The sequence below is a fragment of the Blastomonas sp. CCH9-A1 genome (assembly GCF_001557175.1).
Lineage (GTDB): Bacteria > Pseudomonadota > Alphaproteobacteria > Sphingomonadales > Sphingomonadaceae > Blastomonas > Blastomonas delafieldii_A.
This window is the reverse complement of record NZ_LSHM01000006.1, coordinates 23,961-39,054: the sequence shown is the minus strand read 5'-3', so window position 1 is coordinate 39,054 and position 15,094 is coordinate 23,961. Positions and strand designations below refer to the sequence as shown.

Sequence of the window (15,094 nt, the reverse complement as noted above, 5' to 3'; positions counted from 1 at the left end):
CGCGCCCACGCTGGCCGTATAGCGGGGCCTTCGACAAGCTCAGGCTGAGCGGAGGTGTGGCGTATACTGAACCGTGCTGGAAAACCCTCCCATTTTTTTAAACGACCCAATAGCGGCCATTTGTCTGCCCGCTTCAAGTCTCGAAAGCCCTTATGGATTTTTAAGTTTGCGTCGGTACTAGGTCGTGATGGACAACGGCGTTGTTATCGGGCTGGCGATGGTATTGGGCGGTACACTCTTGGGAGTTGCCAACCTGAGGTGGCGAGACTGGAAAGATGGCCGTGATTCGGCTCGACAACGGCCGCGACCACTGAGTGCCCTGAACTCGTGTGAGTTTACTTATTGCCCCGGTATTCCCGAAGGGTACGTGGGCTACACGGACTACACCGCAATGAACGTCGTACTGAACGATGATCTAGTTGGAAGGATCGCGGACGAGCAGTTTATGCTGATCGGCTTCGGGGTGGGCTTTTCTGCTGCGATACTGGAGCGCGTGGCCAGAGAGGGATTATCCAATCGAAGCACCTTCCGCCTTAAAGCTGCTTCCGAGTCCGACATGCATTGTGTTGGCTGGCTATCCTTTATGCAGACGAAGGGAACTGACAACGCGCCCCCTTCTACGGAAAACCTGCAACGGGTGATCGCTAAAGTGTCGAAAGACCTTGCGGCGAGCGGGCCAACAACGATGAAGTTCTGGCACAAGTTTCATTCCAGAGAGGTTGAAACGCTCGAAAGGAGTGAGACATCACCCGATAGACTGAACCTGTTTCTTGCACAGCTCGAACAAGCGAAATTGAGGGGCGCACGACTTGCCGTTGAGGCCACTCTTCTCCTTGAGAACTAATGTCTGCCCCCACCCAATGCCCGCCATAAGCCGCCTACGGAAATCACACCATAAGCCGTCATTCCCAACGCCGCTGACCCCGGTCACCCGATCTCCAGCACCATTCCCGGCCTGAGCATCGGCAACAACGCCTCCATATCCGCACGCGCAATCGCTACGCACCCCTCGGTGCTGCGCTCCGCCAATGGCTTCTCCTCGTTCCAAAGGTGGAAGAAGATTGCGCTCCCCTCACCCGGCACCGGGGGCGCGTCGTTGTGACCGAGCACCAGCACCACGTCGTAAAGCATGTCCTCGCGCTGGAGCGTCTCCGCGCTGAAGGCGTGCGGCAGGCGGACGGGGCGGTTGTACGCAGGGTCTTGCGCGTCGTCGGACCAGCCGTCCGCAGCGCTCGTCCAGCGCCAGGGCAGCGCGAAGCCCGGCGGGGGGCTGCTGCGGCCGGGGCGGAAGAGCGCGGCGCGGATCGGCCATAGCCCAAGGGGCGTGCAGCCATCGCCCTCGCGTTTGGTGTCGGCGGCACACGCGCCGCTGCGGCCGATGGTGCAGGGCACCGTCCAGTCGCCCAGCGTCACGGTGAGCGCCACCGTATCGACCCGAATCGTATCGACGCGGACCGTATCGCTCACAGCTGATGGCCGGTGCGGTCGCGCTTGGTGACCAGATAGCGCGCGTTGTGCGGATTGGCCTCGATCTGCAGCGGCAGCCGCTCGGCAATCTCGACGCCGAGCTGCGCGAGCACCGCCTGCTTTTCCGGATTGTTGGTCATCAGCCGGATGGCGGGCACGCGCAGCGCCTTCAGCATCTGCGCCGCCACCGCGAAATCGCGCGCATCGGTGGGGAAGCCCAGCCGGTTGTTGGCATCGACCGTGTCGTGCCCCTGGTCCTGCAGCTGATAGGCGCGCAGCTTGTTGATCAGGCCGATGCCGCGCCCCTCCTGGCGCAGGTACAGCAATATGCCCCAGCGCGCGTGCGCCATCGCGTGCAGCGCGCCGTTCAGCTGCGGCCCGCAATCGCATTTCAGACTGCCGAAGACATCGCCGGTCAGGCACTCGCTGTGCAGACGGACGACGGGGATGCTGTCATCGGGCGTGCCGACGATCAGCGCGACATGCTCGTGAAAATCGGCGTCCGAGCGGAAGGCGACGATCTCGGCGCTTTCGCTCGCGCTCACCGGCAGGCGCGCGCGCGCCGCGATGCGCAGTTGCTCCGGGTCGGCATAGGCCGCGACATCGGCGGGGGTGACCGTCGGCGCGTCGAAATCCGCCTCGCCGTCTGCCAGCAGATGATAGGCGGGCAGCAACCCTGCGAGTCGCGCGAGCTGCATCGCCGCCTCGGCGGCTTGCGGAGCAGGCAAGGGGAGCGCGGCAAACGGCCCCTTCATCGGCTGCGCCAGATCGAGCGAGGGATCGGCAATCGCAATTGCGCGCGCCGCATCGAGCTCCCCGGGCACCGCGATCAGCACCGGCGCATCTGGGCGCGCGGCTTCCTTCTGGTTGGCGAGCTTGAGCGTGATCGCGCGTGCGGCGGAAATGAGCAGCTTGCGGCCCGTGCCCAGCGGCGCGCCGCCGGTTTCCACCGGGCGCAGCGCGAGCCTGCCGCTCTCGCTCTCGACCACTATGTCCCAGCCCCGGGCCAGCGCATCGAGCGCCCGGGCCGCAGCGCGCGCGTTCATCGCGCTCCCCCCGAGGCGCGTGCCATCAGAACAGGAACTCGCTGATCAGCGGCGCATGGTCCGAAGGCTGCGCCCAGCCGCGGCATGGCTCGACCACGCGGTGGCTCTTCACTGCGTCGACAATGTCGGGCGAAACCCAGATATGGTCGAGCCTGCGGCCCTTGTCCGATACCGACCAGTCGCGCGCGCGATAGCTCCACCAGGTGTAGAGCCGCTGCGGCGCCGGATAGAATTTGCGGCCGATATCGACCCAATTGTGCGCATCCTGCAGCGCCTTCAGCCGTTCGATCTCGATCGCGGTATGGCTGACGGTGTTGATCAGCTGCTTGTGGCTCCACACGTCCGATTCGAGCGGTGCGATGTTGAAATCGCCCAGGATGATCGTGCGCCCGTCGAGCCCGCGCGACCATTGCGTCATGCGCTCGAGGAAATCGAGCTTCTGGCCGAATTTGGGGTTGAGATCGCGGTCCGGGATCTCGCCGCCCGCGGGGACATAGACATTTTCCAGCCGCACCGTGCCACCCAGCGGGCCGGTGATGCTGACGCCAATATGCCGCGCCTCACCATTGGCCTGCCAGTCGAGCCGGTTGTCGTCGCTCAGCCGCATCTTGCTGATGATCGCCACGCCATGGTGCATCGGCTGGCCGTGCAGCTTCTGGAAATTATAGCCGAGCTGGCGGAAGGGGCCTTCGGGAAAGTCGTTGTTGATGACCTTGGTTTCCTGAAGGCACAGGATGTCGGGCTGCTCCTCGGCCAGGAACCGCTGCACCGAGGCCAGCCGGAAGCGGACCGAGTTGATGTTCCACGAAGCGATTTTCAGAGGGGCAGCCATGGGGAAGGCTCTAGCCAGCGATCCCCTCAAACCCAAGCCCTAAACTTTGGATAGGCCGCAAAAAACCCTCGTCCCGGGGGCATTGGAACGAGGGTTCTTTGTTGCGTTCGTCACGCTTGGGTGAAGCCGGTGGTTCGACCAGGTAACAGGGGGAAACCTCGTCGCCGTCTTCGAAAACCGTTCTAGCGGGCGAACCCTGTCTGCCATGTGAACGGATTTGAGAATCTTTCGCAGTTCGTCGATGGCGCGCGTCGGTTCGTCAGGGTGCGCGTGCGATCTTCCCCCAGGACCCTCGTCATTCCCGCGAAGGCGGGAATCCCGCTTTTGCTGTGCCGGTGAAGAACAAGCGGGACCCCCGCCTTCGCGGGGGTGACGAGCACGGGTACGCGGCTGAAAAGCCCTCCCCCTCGATGGGGGAGGGTTTGGGTGGGGGTGATGGTGCGGGATAGAGCCGTCCGTTCAGTGATCGCCAAGCTCGCGCCCGGACGCGCCCTCACCCCCACCGCTGCGACTCGGCTCCTTTGTCGCCAAGTCTCGCTGCCTCCCCCATCAAGGGGGGGGAATGCTCAATTCAGCGAGGCGACGCGCTCAGCTTGTGGGTCGATCAACGCCGCGGGCCCTTGCCGCGCGGGTCGGTCCAGGCAAAGGCGGTATCGGCCACCGCGACATTATACTGCTGGCTCGAGAGGCGGATGGTCGTGCGCTTGTTCTGCGAATCGAGCGCGACCCAGCCGACCAGCGACAGTCCGCCCGGCGCGGAGCCGCTGCGGGTGAAGATCAGCGTGATTACGCCATATTCGGGGCGCTTGGGATCGCGCACCTCGACGCTGACGACATTGGGGTCGCCGGTCGGCACCACCTTGCCATAGCGGGTGAGGTCGCGGCTGGGATCGAGCAGCGCGCCGAGCGGCGAGTTGCGAATCGGCCAGCGCTGGACCTGTTTGACCTGATAGTCGATCATGGTGAGCGCGCGGCCATCGCTGACGATCAGCAGCTGCGCGTCCTTCTGATATTCGAACCGGATCTTGCCCGGCTGCTTGAGCGTCAGCGTGCCGGTGAGTGTCTGGCCGCTGCGGTCGGTCTGGGTGAAATTCGCGCGCAGCGACTGCATCGCTTTCAGGTGCCGAGAGACCTGCGCGAGTTCGTCGCCCTGGGCAGCGGTCTGGCCGATCGCCGCGCTGGGCAGGGCTGCAGGCGCAGCAAAAGCCGCGCTGGCGAGCAGCATGGCGGCAATCGGTTTGAAAGAGGTCTTCAGCATAGGGATCAGGCTTCCATAAAGCGGAAAATACGCCGAAACCCCTGGTCCGTTGCGATTGAACCGGCGCTGAATCGCCGGTTCATCGCGGACGGACCGACAAGATCACTTGATCTTGGCTTCCTTGAACTCGACGTGCTTGCGCGCGACGGGGTCGTACTTGCGGAAGGTCATCTTCTCGGTGATGTTGCGCGGGTTCTTCTTGGTGACATAGAAGAAGCCGGTGCCTTCGGTGCTGACCAGGCGGATCTTGACAGTGGCTGGCTTGGCCATGACCTGTTCCTTTGGGTTAGAAATCGGACGCAGAACACGGTGGCTGCCGGGCCCTGCTGAGAATCACAAACACAAAGAGCGGCACATGCGGCCGCCCTTCAAACGCGAAGGCGGCCCATGCCGGATGGGCGGTGGCTTGTCAAGCTGCGCCACGCGCCGGGGCCAGCTGTTTGCTCGAAAGGCGCTTACCCGAAAATTAACCGATGCGTGCGAATCTTGACCAAGACCGGCCGAATGCAGGCCGGTGTCTTGCAGGAGCGGATCGCCATGCAGCCATTTTCGCCTTCGGACCCCGCGCAGGACCGGCAGAAGCTGGCGCGCCAGCAATTGCGCCTGCAGGCCGGGCATATCCGCGCGCTCGCCCGCCGCGTCGCGCGCAACGATCTGCAGCGCGAACTGGGCAAGATGCGGCATATGGCAGAGGTGAATGCGCTGCCTTGCGTCAGCGACCTTGCGCACGGCCTCGAGCATCTGCTCAGCCATGGCTGGAGCCGGACGATGGCCGCGCATTATCTCGATGCGATGGACGAGGCGATTGGCTGCGATTCGGGCGATGGCGAAATGCGCGCGGCGATGCTGGCCTCGATTGCGGTGCGCGGCGTGCGCTGATTGGCGCTAACGTCGGCAGGGATGGAAGCTTTTCTCACCAGTTTGCTGCTGACCGCGATCGTCCAGACGGGTGACCGCGCGCAACTGCTGTGCGCCGCTCTGGGCCAGCGCTTTGCCCGGCCCGTGCCGCTGACGATCGGCGTCGCGCTGGCCTGCGGGCTGATGGCGCTGATCGGCGCACTGGGCGGCGTTGTGGTCGGAACCTGGATAAGCCTCGATGCGCTCCGGCTATTCTATGCGCTGTCGCTGCTCTTTGCCGGGCTCGGCATGCTTGCTCCCCGGCGGCCGGTCGATACGCTGCCGGGATGGCGCACGGGGCCGCTGCTCACCGGGTTGCTCGGCCTTTTCATTCTGCAGTTCGGCGACAAGGGGCAGTTCATCGTCGCGGCGACCGCCGCGCGCAGCCATGACTGGGTCTGGCCGCTGATCGGTGGCTGGGCAGGGACGGTGCTGGGACTCATGCCGGCGATCATCTGGCAGGAACGGCTTGCCGCCTGGCCCATCCGCCCGGCGCGGATCGCTGCCGGGCTGATCATCACCGCCATCGGGCTTGCGCTCGCGCTCGGCGCCTTCGGGCTGATGTGAGCCAAAGACCCGCAGCATCGGCGCGAACCGACAAATCGCCATGGGAATCGCATAAAACCAACCTATGTTAGCCGCATCCGCAGCAAGAACAGGAGTATGTCATGGGAAACAAGAAGGGCGACAATGCCGGCAAGGCACTGGCCGAAGCGATGAACGGTCTTTTGGCCGATGGCTTTGCGCTGTATCTCAAGACCAAGAATTTCCACTGGCATGTCGCGGGACCGCATTTCCGCGAATATCACCTGCTGCTCGACGATCAGGCGACGCAGATTCTCGCCATTACCGACGCGATTGCTGAGCGGGTGCGCAAGAACGGCTTCCGCACGCTGACCTCGATCGGCGATATCGCGCGGCGCAGCTCGATTGCCGACAATGACAAGTCGGGCGTGTCGGCCGAAGCGATGCTCAAGGAGCTGCGCGACGACAATCTGGCCTTTGTCGCCAAGCTGCGCGAGGTCAAGGAGCTCGCCGGACAGGCCGGGGACAATGCCACCGACGGAATCGTCGATGACTGGACCGATGAGGCGCAGGAGCGCGCCTGGTTTCTCACCGAAACACTCGGCAAGTAATCGTCCGCACGATTATTCAACCGCCCCGACCCCCCTCATTCTGGGGGGTTGGAGCCGTTTTCATGCCGTTTCTGTAACAAAATGTGTCAAAGCGGCAACAGATCGCCACAATCGGAACGCACTTCAACGGCCTGCGTTGCCTTTCGTTCCGCTCCAGCTAATTTCCCCGATCAACAAAACGTTGATCAGGGGAAATTCATGACCTTCAAGACCTCCCACCTTCACAAGGCAATTCTGGGCGGAACCGCAGCAACGGCGATGGCCGTCGCGCTGGCTTCCGCTCCGGCGCTCGCCATTGTTCCGAACAACAACCAGACCCCGACGCAGATTATCGACAATGCGGGCGGCGTGAACGGCGTTGGCATGTTCTTCCGCAACGACGGCTTTGTCTGCACCGGCACGCTGATCAATCCGCGCACCGTGCTGTTCGCCGCACACTGCGTCAACGATCGCCTCGCGACCGATTACAGCAGCATCGACGGCACTGTTCCGGCTGCGTTCTCGTTCAATGTCGACGCGCGCCCCGGCTTCCAGAACTGGGCTGCCAATGCTTTCCGTTCGAATTCCGCGCTGAACGTGTTCAACATCAGCCAGATTCAGTATGATCCCCGCTCGCTGCTCAACCCGCAGGCGCTCGGCTTCCTTGAAGCCGATATCGCGCTGGCGACGCTCGACACGCCGGCTGCCCGCATCCCCACCTGGGCGCTGCTGTTCTCGCCGCTGCCGACCCCGACCACGATCGATCCGGTTCGCGGCACCGGCTATCACGTCACCATCACCGGCTATGGCCGCTCGGGCAACGGTACCGCAGGCGCGACGCAGGGCGTCGACTTCCGCCGCCGCGCTGCGGAAAACATGCTGGGCGCGCTCGCCTCGCTCGACGACCGCAACGACTTCCTGTTCGGCCCCGCCGCCCCCGGCACGCCGCCGCTCGGCCAGAACCTCTACAATCTGGACTTTGACGATCCGCGTCGCGGCACTGCTGGTGCCAACCAGTTCGACATCAACATCCACCGCGACGATGCGCTTCCCGGCGAAGGCACCACCGCAGGTGGCGATTCGGGTGGTCCGCTGATCCTCACCGCATCGCGCAACACGCTGTCGACCAAGAACCTGCAGATCGGCGTGCTGTCGGGCGGCAGCCGCTTCTTCGGCCCGCAGGCGTTCAGCAGCTATGGCACGACCAGCTTCTACCAGCCGCTGTACCTGTTCTGGGATTATATCGCCGCGACCAACCCGTATCGCTATGTCACCGCAGCCGCCGGCAACGGCAACTGGGAAGACGCCAGCCGCTGGGTGACGACGCTCGACCCCAATTACAACATCATCAATGCCAGTGGCCAGGTGGTCAACGGCATCCCGACCGGCCTGGGTCAGGGCATTGCCGGCGGTGACCCCGATTTCGGCCAGGTCTGCATCCAGGGCCTCGGCCTCAACGAGTGCCGTGATCTGGCGACCCGCCGCGACTTCACGCCGCCCGCTCGCACCGCCGATGGTGCAGCGGTGGTCTCGGGCATCGGCCGCGCCGACCTTAACGGTCAGCTGAGCGGCGGTGCAGAACAGGTGTCGCTGAACACCACGGTCGGCACCGAGGCTGCTGCGGCAACCCCCGCCGCTGCCGCCACCGCGACCGAGGCTGCCCCGGCAGCGGCCGTGACCACGCTGACCCGTGCGGACATGATCAACTCGCTGAGCACGGGCGACAATGCCGTGGCCGGTCTGCAGAACCAGCTCGCAACGGCTGATCTCGGCACGCCGCTGAGCGCCGCCGCCAGCGCGGAAAGCCTGGCTGCCCTGCAGAAGCTGGCCGAAGAAGCCCAGCGCAACGGCAGCGGCATCTTCCGCACTGGTCCCCTGCCCACCGCGACGCTGGCCAACGGTCTGCCGGGTGCGACCAATTTCGTGCCCAACAACATCAACCCCAACAACCGCACGGGCGTCGCCGGTCGCTATTTCGACGTGACCCTGAGCGCCGCCGGCACCACCACGCTGTCGAGCGTCGTCACCATCGACCGCCTGACCGTGGCCAACACCGCCGGCCTCACCATCGCGGCTGCGGGCAACCTCTCCAGCCTGATCGACGTCACCCAGACGGGTGGCACCGTGAACGTCAACGGTCGCCTGCGCTCGGTGGGTGACTACACCCTTGCGGCTGGCCTGCTGACCGGCACTGGCACCATCCAGGCGCCGTTCGTCACCAGCATCATGGGCACGATCGCGCCGGGCGGCGTCGGCAGCATCGGCACGCTGACCATCGACGGCAGCGCCGTGCTGTCCTCGGCGACGCAGTTTGCGGTCGATGTCGGCAACGGCGTGTCGGATCGTCTGGCGATCACCGGCGCAGCCAGCCTGGGTGGCCGCGTGATCGTCTCGCCGGTGTCCGGCTACACGATCAAGAATGGCGACACCTACCGCATCGTCACCACGGGCGGCGCGATCACGGCGGCGTTCAACTCCGCCGCGCCGATCAGCGCCATCCTGACGCCGGTGCTGACCACCAGCGCCAATGCCGTCGACATGCGCATCACCGCAGGTCTGTACCGCAACGTGATCGCCAGCGGTTCGGCCGTGCAGCGCTCCTATGCGGGCATTCTGGACAGCAACCGCAGCGCCGAGCGCACCTTCGCCGACGTCTATCTGCGCACCGACCTGATGTCGGCCGCCCAGATCCAGGCGACGTTCGAGCAGCTGGCACCGTTCACCGAATCGGCCCGTCTGAACATCGGTGAAGCCATGCTGTCGGCCAGCTCGCGCTTCCACCGCACCCGCATGCAGTCGGCTCTGTCCGGCAACATGGGCGGCACGATCGCGATGATCGGCCAGCCAATGGGCATCGCCGCCACTGCCACCAACGGCATGGCGCTTCCGGGCGCGATGGCTGCGGCTGCTGCTGCGCAGGATGGCCAGGAAGCTGCCGTGACCGATTCGACCTCGCTCGACAGCAGCTTTGCGCTGTATCTGGGCGGCGGTTACATCAACGGCAAATCCACGGCGATGCCGACGGCGCTGACCACCGGTCGTCGCGACTTCTTCGACGGCTATTTCATCACCGGCGGTTTCGAATATCTGCCGCGCGATGGCGTGGTGCTCGGTATCTCGGGCAGCTATTCGGACGTCGACGCGAATGTCGTTCGCGGCCAGAGCGTGGCGGGCGAACTGCTTGAAGGCAGCATCTATGGCGCGGTCACCACGCCGGGCGGCCTGATCGTCGATGGCCGCGTCAGCGCTGGCCGCTTCTCGGTCGATACGGCCCGTTCGGTGCTGGTCGGTCCCACCGTCTTCAACCTGGGAACCAGCGACGACAGCCTGGCCCTGACGGCGGAACTTGGCCTGTCCAAGGCCTATGAGACCAAGACGATCGTCTTCACGCCGCGTATCGCCGCACAATACCAGTATATCAACTATGGTGACGTGCGCGAAATCGGTGGTGGTCCCGCTCTGGACATCGACCGCGACAAGTTCGACAGCCTGCAGATCCGCGTCGGCGCATCGGCCAGTGCCAAGAAGACCGCGGTGTTCCGTCCGTACATCTATGCCGATTATGTCTATGATGTGCTGGAAGGCGACCGCTTCTTCGGCGCCAATTTCGCCGGAAGCACCACGGGCCGCTTCCCCTTCGCCTATCGTTCGGACGACCGGACCTGGGCCGAAGCGGGCGTCGGTCTGACCATCTCGCAGCCGACCTTCGACTTCACCGCGTCGATCGACACCACGGTGGGTCGCCAGGACTTCCAGGCGCAGCAATACTCGCTCTCGGCGCTGGTCCGCTTCTAAGCACCAGCCCGGGCGCAAGCCTCAACGAAAGCCCGTCAGCCGAAAGGCTGGCGGGCTTTTGCTGTTTCCATGGGTCTAGAAATTCAGCTGGTAGCGGAAATTGACGCGATGGTTGACGACGCCATTGCCCAAACCTGCCTCCGCTCAGCCAGAGCCTGTCAAAGGCCCCGCGCCATGGGAGCAGCGGAAGCAAACGTCATCCTGAACTTGTTTCAGGACCCATCGTGCCCCGAAAAGCCGAAAGCCGCGTGGGGAGAAATGGGCCCTGAAACAAGTTCAGGGTGACGGATTACGGTAAAGTTTCGCGGGGAGCATAGCCGTTGACGAGGGAGCCTCTCGCTCGCTCCGCCTTACTGAAAGCTCGCCCTCAGCCCGTCGATCACGAACTGTGCCGCCAGCGCCGCGAGCAGCACGCCGAGCAGCCGGGTGATCACCGCCTCGGCCTTCGCCCCCAGCAGCTTCATCAGCGGGCCCGCCGTCAGCAGCGCGACGAGTGTCAGCAGCAGCACGGCGAGCAGCGCGGCCAGGATCGTCAGCGCGCGGTCCAGGCCGGTATTCTGCGAGACCAGCAGCATCACCGAGGCGATCGATCCGGGGCCGGCGATCATCGGCATCGCCATCGGGAAGATCGAGACATCCTCGATCTCGGGCGTCTCCATCACCTTCTGCGCGCGCTGTTCGCGGCGTTCGGTGCGCTTTTCGAACACCATGTCGAGCGCGATCAGGAACAGCATGATGCCGCCTGCGATGCGGAAGCTGTTGAGCTCGATATGCAGCGCAGAGAGCAGCACCTCGCCGAACAACGCGAACACCAGCAGGATGCCGCCCGCAACGATTACCGCGCGGATCGCCATGCTGCGCCGCTGCTGTGCGTTCGCGCCAGTGGTCATGCTGGCATAGATCGGCGCGCAGCCGGGGGGATCGATCACCACGAACAGGGTGACGAAGGCGGAAACGAACAGCTCGATCATGCGGCCTCCGCCGGGACGTCATCGCGCACCACGGTGTCGAAACCGGTGCCGTTCCACAATTCGATGGTGATGCTGCGGCTGCCATCGGCGCGCACGTCCCAGCGCCAGACCATCGTGCCATCGGCAGAGGCGCGCGCGCCGCTGGTCGCGGGGGCTGCCGGCTTTTCACCCTTGGGTGGCGGGCCGAACGGAATGGCGCCGAGCGCCGCCTTGGGGTTGCCGGTGCACACGGCGGTGCGCGAGGAGATCATCTCGTCGCCTGTGCGCGGTTCCTTCAGCAGCGAACCATGGTCGAGCACCCATTTCCAGTCGGGCTTCTTGGCGCGCGGCTTTTCCAGATTCTGCCAGACGGTGGTGTAATAGCCGACCGCGCCGCCGGGAAATTGCGAGGCCCCGGTCGAGGCGCCGGTGCGCCCGTCGCACGCCATGAACAGCTTTTGCGGCTGCCATTTCACCGCCTGTGCGGGATCGGCGCGGCCCTTGAGCCAGGCCTGCGCGAGCACCGGCTTGGGCACGAACATCAGCGCATCGTCCGATGCCGTTTCGCGGAACGCCGTCCACTGGCCCTTGTCCTGCGCCAGACGGGCAAAGGCGATCTCGGAGACGAGCACCGCGCTAGAATTGGCATAGGATTGCCCCGGAGGCGCCGGCGGCGGCCCGCGCCGATCCTCGCGCGGCGGCGGCCCGGACTGGGCCTGCACAGCCAGTGGCCCGATACCGACCAACAGCGCCGCGATCAGCCGCAACGTGCCCATCACAGGCCCTCCGGATTGCCGAGCCCAGCACGCCGGTGCGCGGCGACGAGCGTGTTGCGCAGCAGGCAGGCGATCGTCATCGGGCCGACGCCGCCGGGCACCGGGGTGATCGCGCCGGCCACCGCAGCGCATTCGTCATAGGCGCAATCGCCGACCAGCTTGGTCTTGCCGGGCTCGGCTCCCGCAACGCGGTTGATGCCGACATCGATCACGGTCGCGCCAGGCTTGATCCAGTCGCCGCGCACCATCTCGGGCCGCCCAACGGCGGCGACGACGATATCGGCGAGCCGCACGATTCCGGGCAGGTCCTTCGTGCGGCTGTGCGCGATGGTCACGGTGCAGCTTTGCTGGAGCAGCAGCTGCGCCATCGGTTTGCCGACGATGTTCGATCGCCCGATCACCACCGCGTGCAGGCCCGACAGGTCGCCCAGCGTATCCTGCAGCAGCATCAGCGAGCCGAGCGGCGTGCACGGCACCAGCGCCTCTTCTCCGACCGCGAGCCGCCCTGCGTTGACGACATGAAAGCCGTCGACATCCTTGGCGGGATCGATCGCGGCCAGCACCGCCTTGTCGTCGATATGGCCCGGCAGCGGCAGCTGGACGAGGATGCCGTCCACGCTGTCATCGGCGTTGAGCGCGGCGACCAGGTCGAGCAGGTCCTGCTGGCTGGTCTCGGCGGGCAGGCGATGCTCGAAGCTCTGCATGCCGGCCTCGACGGTCGCCTTGTGCTTGGAGCGGACATAGACCTGGCTTGCCGGGTCCTCGCCGACCAGCACCACCGCAAGGCCGGGCGCGCGGCCCGTAGCCCCCACAAAACTGGGGACACGCGCGGCAAGGCGCTCGCGCAAACCGGCCGCAAAGGCCTTGCCATCGATGATTTTGGTGCTGATCGGGGCTGTCATGGCCTGAGCCCTAGCGACAAACCAATCCCAAGGCCACAGGCGAGACGGAGAAATTGGTCTCGTCAGTGCTGATGCTATGTGTATTGCTGTGCAATGGGCGCGAGATAAAGGTCGCTTACCCTTTGCAGGATGAGGATCAACAAAATCACGACCATCGGGGCAAGATCGAGAGCGCCAAAATCCGGCATCAGTTTGCGGATCGGTCGATAGACCGGCTCCGTCAATGAATGCAGAGCATTGGTGAGTTGCCGGACAAAATCATTGTGCATGCTAATGACATTGAAAGCGATCAGCCATGACAGAACGATCTGAACAAGGATGATCATCCAGGCCAAGTTGAGTAGCATGTTGAAGACTTCAACCAGAATAATCATTGGATCGTTCTCATCGATAAGTGTGTTATCTCAATATAACAGCCAGGAGGGTCCGGTGTAAACCGGATTCAGGCGCGAATCAGTGTGCCTGCCCCGCGTGACGTGAATATCTCGAGCAGCATCGCGTGCGGTACGCGCCCGTCGAGCACCACCGCCGCATCGACACCCTGTTCGACCGCATGGACGCAGGTTTCCAGCTTGGGGATCATGCCGCCGCTGATCGTGCCGTCCGCGCGCAGGGCCGCGATATCGGCAGGCGTCAGGTCGCTGAGCAGCTTCTTTTCCTTGTCGAGCACGCCTGCCACATCGGTGAGCAGGAACAGGCGCGACGCGCCCAGCGCCGCCGCGACCGCTCCCGCCATCGTGTCGGCGTTGATGTTATAGGTCTGGCCGTCGGGCCCGACGCCGATCGGCGAGACGACCGGGATCATCCCTGCGTCCGATATCGTCTTGAGCACGGTGCAGTCGATCGCCTCGGGCTCGCCGACGAAACCGAGGTCGATCGCGCGCTCGATATTGCTGTCGGGATCGCGCATCGTACGCTCGACCTTGCTGGCGCGGACGAACCCTGCGTCCTTGCCGCTGATGCCGATCGCCTTGCCGCCCGCCGCCGCGATCCAGGTCACCAGTTCCTTGTTGATGGCGCCCAGCACCATCTCGGCGACATTGGCGGTCTCGCTGTCGGTCACGCGCAACCCGTCGATGAATTCGGACTGGACGCCGAGCCGCTTCAGCATCGCGCCGATCTGCGGCCCGCCGCCGTGCACGACCACGGGGTTGATCCCCACCGCCTTCAGCAGCACGATGTCCTCGGCAAAGTCGCGCGCGAGTTCGGGGTCGCCCATGGCATGGCCGCCATATTTGACGACGAAGCTCTTGCCGGCATAGCGCTGCATGAAGGGCAGCGCCTCGGTAAGGGTTTCGGCCTTTGCCAGCAGCGCGGGATCGTGAATGGTATCGCTCATGCGTCGAGCCTTTTGCCCAGCCGGACGAAGAACACAATCAGGAACGGCACCAGCGCGACCGAAAGCGCGACCTTGGCGACCATCTGGCCCACCAGCAGCTGGCCGATCGGGAACACGCCGTAAAAGGCGATGGTGACGAAGATCAGCGTGTCGACGATCTGCGATAAAGCGGAAGCGATCACGCCGCGCACCGCGAGGAACCGGCCCGGCATGTTCTGCAGCTTGGAAAAGATATAGACGTTGAGGAACTGCGAGACGCCATAGGCGCAAACGCCCGCCGCCCAGATCCGCCCCGTCGCGCCGAGGATCAGCTGGATCGCCGCAGAATTCTCCGCCGCCATGTCGGGCGAGGGCGGCAGCGACCAGACGATCCACGAGAGGAACATCGAAAACAGCAGCGGCACGAAGCCGAACTTGACCAGGCTGTTCGCGGTATCGCGGCCGTGCAGCTCGGCGATCGCGCTCGACACCACGACGAGCAGCAGAAAGGCGAAGATGCCCGCCTCCACCGCCAGCGGGCCGATCGATACCTGCTTGTTGCCGAGCACGCCCGCCAGGCACACCATGCCGCCATAGAAGACGGAGAGCACGAACAGCGAGCGGGGAATGCCGGGTATTCCGGCAGGGGTGGAGGTCGTCATGGGCCTTGCGGTAACGGCTTTTTGGGCCGGGGGGAAGGGGTGGACTTGCGCCGCCTGCCCCGTTCCCGCACTATGC

Annotated in this window: 16 protein-coding genes; 5 read left to right on the top strand and 11 right to left on the bottom strand. The window is 64.6% G+C overall.

Translation table 11 applies throughout. From position 1 onward, the window contains the following. Nucleotides 1-187: 187 nt before the first annotated feature. Nucleotides 188-844, top strand: a complete 657-nt coding sequence (locus AX725_RS02585; RefSeq protein ID WP_060979371.1) for a hypothetical protein — start codon at nucleotides 188-190, stop codon at nucleotides 842-844. An 83-nt stretch (nucleotides 845-927) separates the two neighbouring features. Here the strand turns inward: AX725_RS02585 and AX725_RS02580 are convergent, their stop codons facing one another. The 5 genes from AX725_RS02580 to rpmG all read right to left on the bottom strand — a co-directional run bounded on the left by AX725_RS02580 (nucleotide 928) and on the right by rpmG (nucleotide 4,873). Beyond that, the gene (locus tag AX725_RS02580; RefSeq protein ID WP_060979373.1) at nucleotides 928-1,440 is read right to left on the bottom strand and encodes a L,D-transpeptidase family protein; all 513 of its coding nucleotides are present in this window, start codon (nucleotides 1,438-1,440) and stop codon (nucleotides 928-930) included. A 23-nt stretch (nucleotides 1,441-1,463) separates the two neighbouring features. Continuing rightward, entirely contained in the window at nucleotides 1,464-2,513 is a 1,050-nt protein-coding gene (gene ribA / locus AX725_RS02575; RefSeq protein ID WP_060979370.1) for a GTP cyclohydrolase II, read from the bottom strand. A gap of 25 nt (nucleotides 2,514-2,538) precedes the next feature. Then, the gene (locus AX725_RS02570) at nucleotides 2,539-3,345 is read right to left on the bottom strand and encodes an exodeoxyribonuclease III (protein WP_060979369.1); all 807 of its coding nucleotides are present in this window, start codon (nucleotides 3,343-3,345) and stop codon (nucleotides 2,539-2,541) included. A 604-nt stretch (nucleotides 3,346-3,949) separates the two neighbouring features. Then, entirely contained in the window at nucleotides 3,950-4,603 is a 654-nt protein-coding gene (locus AX725_RS02565) for a LolA family protein (RefSeq protein WP_060979368.1), read from the bottom strand. A gap of 102 nt (nucleotides 4,604-4,705) precedes the next feature. Then, nucleotides 4,706-4,873, bottom strand: a complete 168-nt coding sequence (gene rpmG, locus AX725_RS02560; RefSeq protein WP_023839125.1) for a 50S ribosomal protein L33 — start codon at nucleotides 4,871-4,873, stop codon at nucleotides 4,706-4,708. Nucleotides 4,874-5,107: 234 nt separating this feature from the next. On the opposite strand from rpmG, the gene AX725_RS02555 reads away from it, so the two are divergent. The 4 genes from AX725_RS02555 (at nucleotide 5,108) to AX725_RS02540 (ending at nucleotide 10,410) form a co-directional block, all read left to right on the top strand. After that, complete coding sequence (locus tag AX725_RS02555; protein WP_060979367.1) at nucleotides 5,108-5,482, top strand: hypothetical protein; 375 nt, start codon at nucleotides 5,108-5,110, stop codon at nucleotides 5,480-5,482. 21 nt (nucleotides 5,483-5,503) lie between these two features. After that, nucleotides 5,504-6,067 carry a TMEM165/GDT1 family protein gene (locus AX725_RS02550; protein WP_060979366.1) on the top strand — a complete coding sequence of 188 codons (564 nt, stop codon included), beginning with the start codon at nucleotides 5,504-5,506 and terminating at the stop codon, nucleotides 6,065-6,067. 101 nt (nucleotides 6,068-6,168) lie between these two features. Further along, entirely contained in the window at nucleotides 6,169-6,636 is a 468-nt protein-coding gene (locus AX725_RS02545) for a Dps family protein (protein ID WP_060979365.1), read from the top strand. A 198-nt stretch (nucleotides 6,637-6,834) separates the two neighbouring features. After that, nucleotides 6,835-10,410: an autotransporter domain-containing protein gene (locus AX725_RS02540; RefSeq protein WP_060979364.1), complete on the top strand. Its 3,576-nt coding sequence runs from the start codon at nucleotides 6,835-6,837 to the stop codon at nucleotides 10,408-10,410. Between the two features lie 350 nt (nucleotides 10,411-10,760). On the opposite strand, the gene AX725_RS02535 is transcribed toward AX725_RS02540, so the two are convergent. The 6 genes from AX725_RS02535 to AX725_RS02510 form a co-directional block, all read right to left on the bottom strand. Beyond that, nucleotides 10,761-11,381 carry a MarC family protein gene (locus tag AX725_RS02535; protein WP_060979363.1) on the bottom strand — a complete coding sequence of 207 codons (621 nt, stop codon included), beginning with the start codon at nucleotides 11,379-11,381 and terminating at the stop codon, nucleotides 10,761-10,763. Then, entirely contained in the window at nucleotides 11,378-12,136 is a 759-nt protein-coding gene (locus AX725_RS02530; RefSeq protein WP_060979362.1) for a hypothetical protein, read from the bottom strand. Before AX725_RS02530 ends, AX725_RS02535 begins: the two co-directional genes overlap by 4 nt. Further along, nucleotides 12,136-13,038 carry a bifunctional methylenetetrahydrofolate dehydrogenase/methenyltetrahydrofolate cyclohydrolase FolD gene (gene folD, locus AX725_RS02525; RefSeq protein WP_060979361.1) on the bottom strand — a complete coding sequence of 301 codons (903 nt, stop codon included), beginning with the start codon at nucleotides 13,036-13,038 and terminating at the stop codon, nucleotides 12,136-12,138. The genes AX725_RS02530 and folD overlap by 1 nt, the downstream gene beginning before the upstream one ends. Nucleotides 13,039-13,112: 74 nt before the next feature. After that, nucleotides 13,113-13,412, bottom strand: coding sequence for a YggT family protein (locus tag AX725_RS02520; RefSeq protein WP_060979360.1), 300 nt, complete (start codon nucleotides 13,410-13,412; stop codon nucleotides 13,113-13,115). Between the two features lie 68 nt (nucleotides 13,413-13,480). Continuing rightward, nucleotides 13,481-14,377 (bottom strand): acetylglutamate kinase, encoded by an 897-nt coding sequence (gene argB / locus AX725_RS02515; protein WP_060979359.1) that lies wholly within the window; start codon nucleotides 14,375-14,377, stop codon nucleotides 13,481-13,483. Continuing rightward, nucleotides 14,374-15,018, bottom strand: coding sequence for a queuosine precursor transporter (locus AX725_RS02510; RefSeq protein WP_060979358.1), 645 nt, complete (start codon nucleotides 15,016-15,018; stop codon nucleotides 14,374-14,376). Before AX725_RS02510 ends, argB begins: the two co-directional genes overlap by 4 nt. Between the last annotated feature and the right edge of the window lie 76 nt (nucleotides 15,019-15,094).

Bases quoted from the DNA above. Each gene is read 5' to 3' on its own strand.
- AX725_RS02550 (WP_060979366.1), top strand. From the start codon at position 5,504: ATGGAAGCTTTTCTCACCAGTTTGCTGCTGACCGCGATCGTCCAGACG.
- AX725_RS02510 (WP_060979358.1), bottom strand. From the start codon at position 15,018: ATGACGACCTCCACCCCTGCCGGAATACCCGGCATTCCCCGCTCGCTG.
- rpmG (WP_023839125.1), bottom strand. From the start codon at position 4,873: ATGGCCAAGCCAGCCACTGTCAAGATCCGCCTGGTCAGCACCGAAGGC.
- AX725_RS02520 (WP_060979360.1), bottom strand. From the start codon at position 13,412: ATGATTATTCTGGTTGAAGTCTTCAACATGCTACTCAACTTGGCCTGG.
- argB (WP_060979359.1), bottom strand. From the start codon at position 14,377: ATGAGCGATACCATTCACGATCCCGCGCTGCTGGCAAAGGCCGAAACC.
- AX725_RS02530 (WP_060979362.1), bottom strand. From the start codon at position 12,136: ATGGGCACGTTGCGGCTGATCGCGGCGCTGTTGGTCGGTATCGGGCCA.
- AX725_RS02545 (WP_060979365.1), top strand. From the start codon at position 6,169: ATGGGAAACAAGAAGGGCGACAATGCCGGCAAGGCACTGGCCGAAGCG.
- AX725_RS02540 (WP_060979364.1), top strand. From the start codon at position 6,835: ATGACCTTCAAGACCTCCCACCTTCACAAGGCAATTCTGGGCGGAACC.
- ribA (WP_060979370.1), bottom strand. From the start codon at position 2,513: ATGAACGCGCGCGCTGCGGCCCGGGCGCTCGATGCGCTGGCCCGGGGC.
- AX725_RS02570 (WP_060979369.1), bottom strand. From the start codon at position 3,345: ATGGCTGCCCCTCTGAAAATCGCTTCGTGGAACATCAACTCGGTCCGC.
- AX725_RS02535 (WP_060979363.1), bottom strand. From the start codon at position 11,381: ATGATCGAGCTGTTCGTTTCCGCCTTCGTCACCCTGTTCGTGGTGATC.
- AX725_RS02565 (WP_060979368.1), bottom strand. From the start codon at position 4,603: ATGCTGAAGACCTCTTTCAAACCGATTGCCGCCATGCTGCTCGCCAGC.
- folD (WP_060979361.1), bottom strand. From the start codon at position 13,038: ATGACAGCCCCGATCAGCACCAAAATCATCGATGGCAAGGCCTTTGCG.
- AX725_RS02555 (WP_060979367.1), top strand. From the start codon at position 5,108: ATGCAGGCCGGTGTCTTGCAGGAGCGGATCGCCATGCAGCCATTTTCG.
- AX725_RS02585 (WP_060979371.1), top strand. From the start codon at position 188: ATGGACAACGGCGTTGTTATCGGGCTGGCGATGGTATTGGGCGGTACA.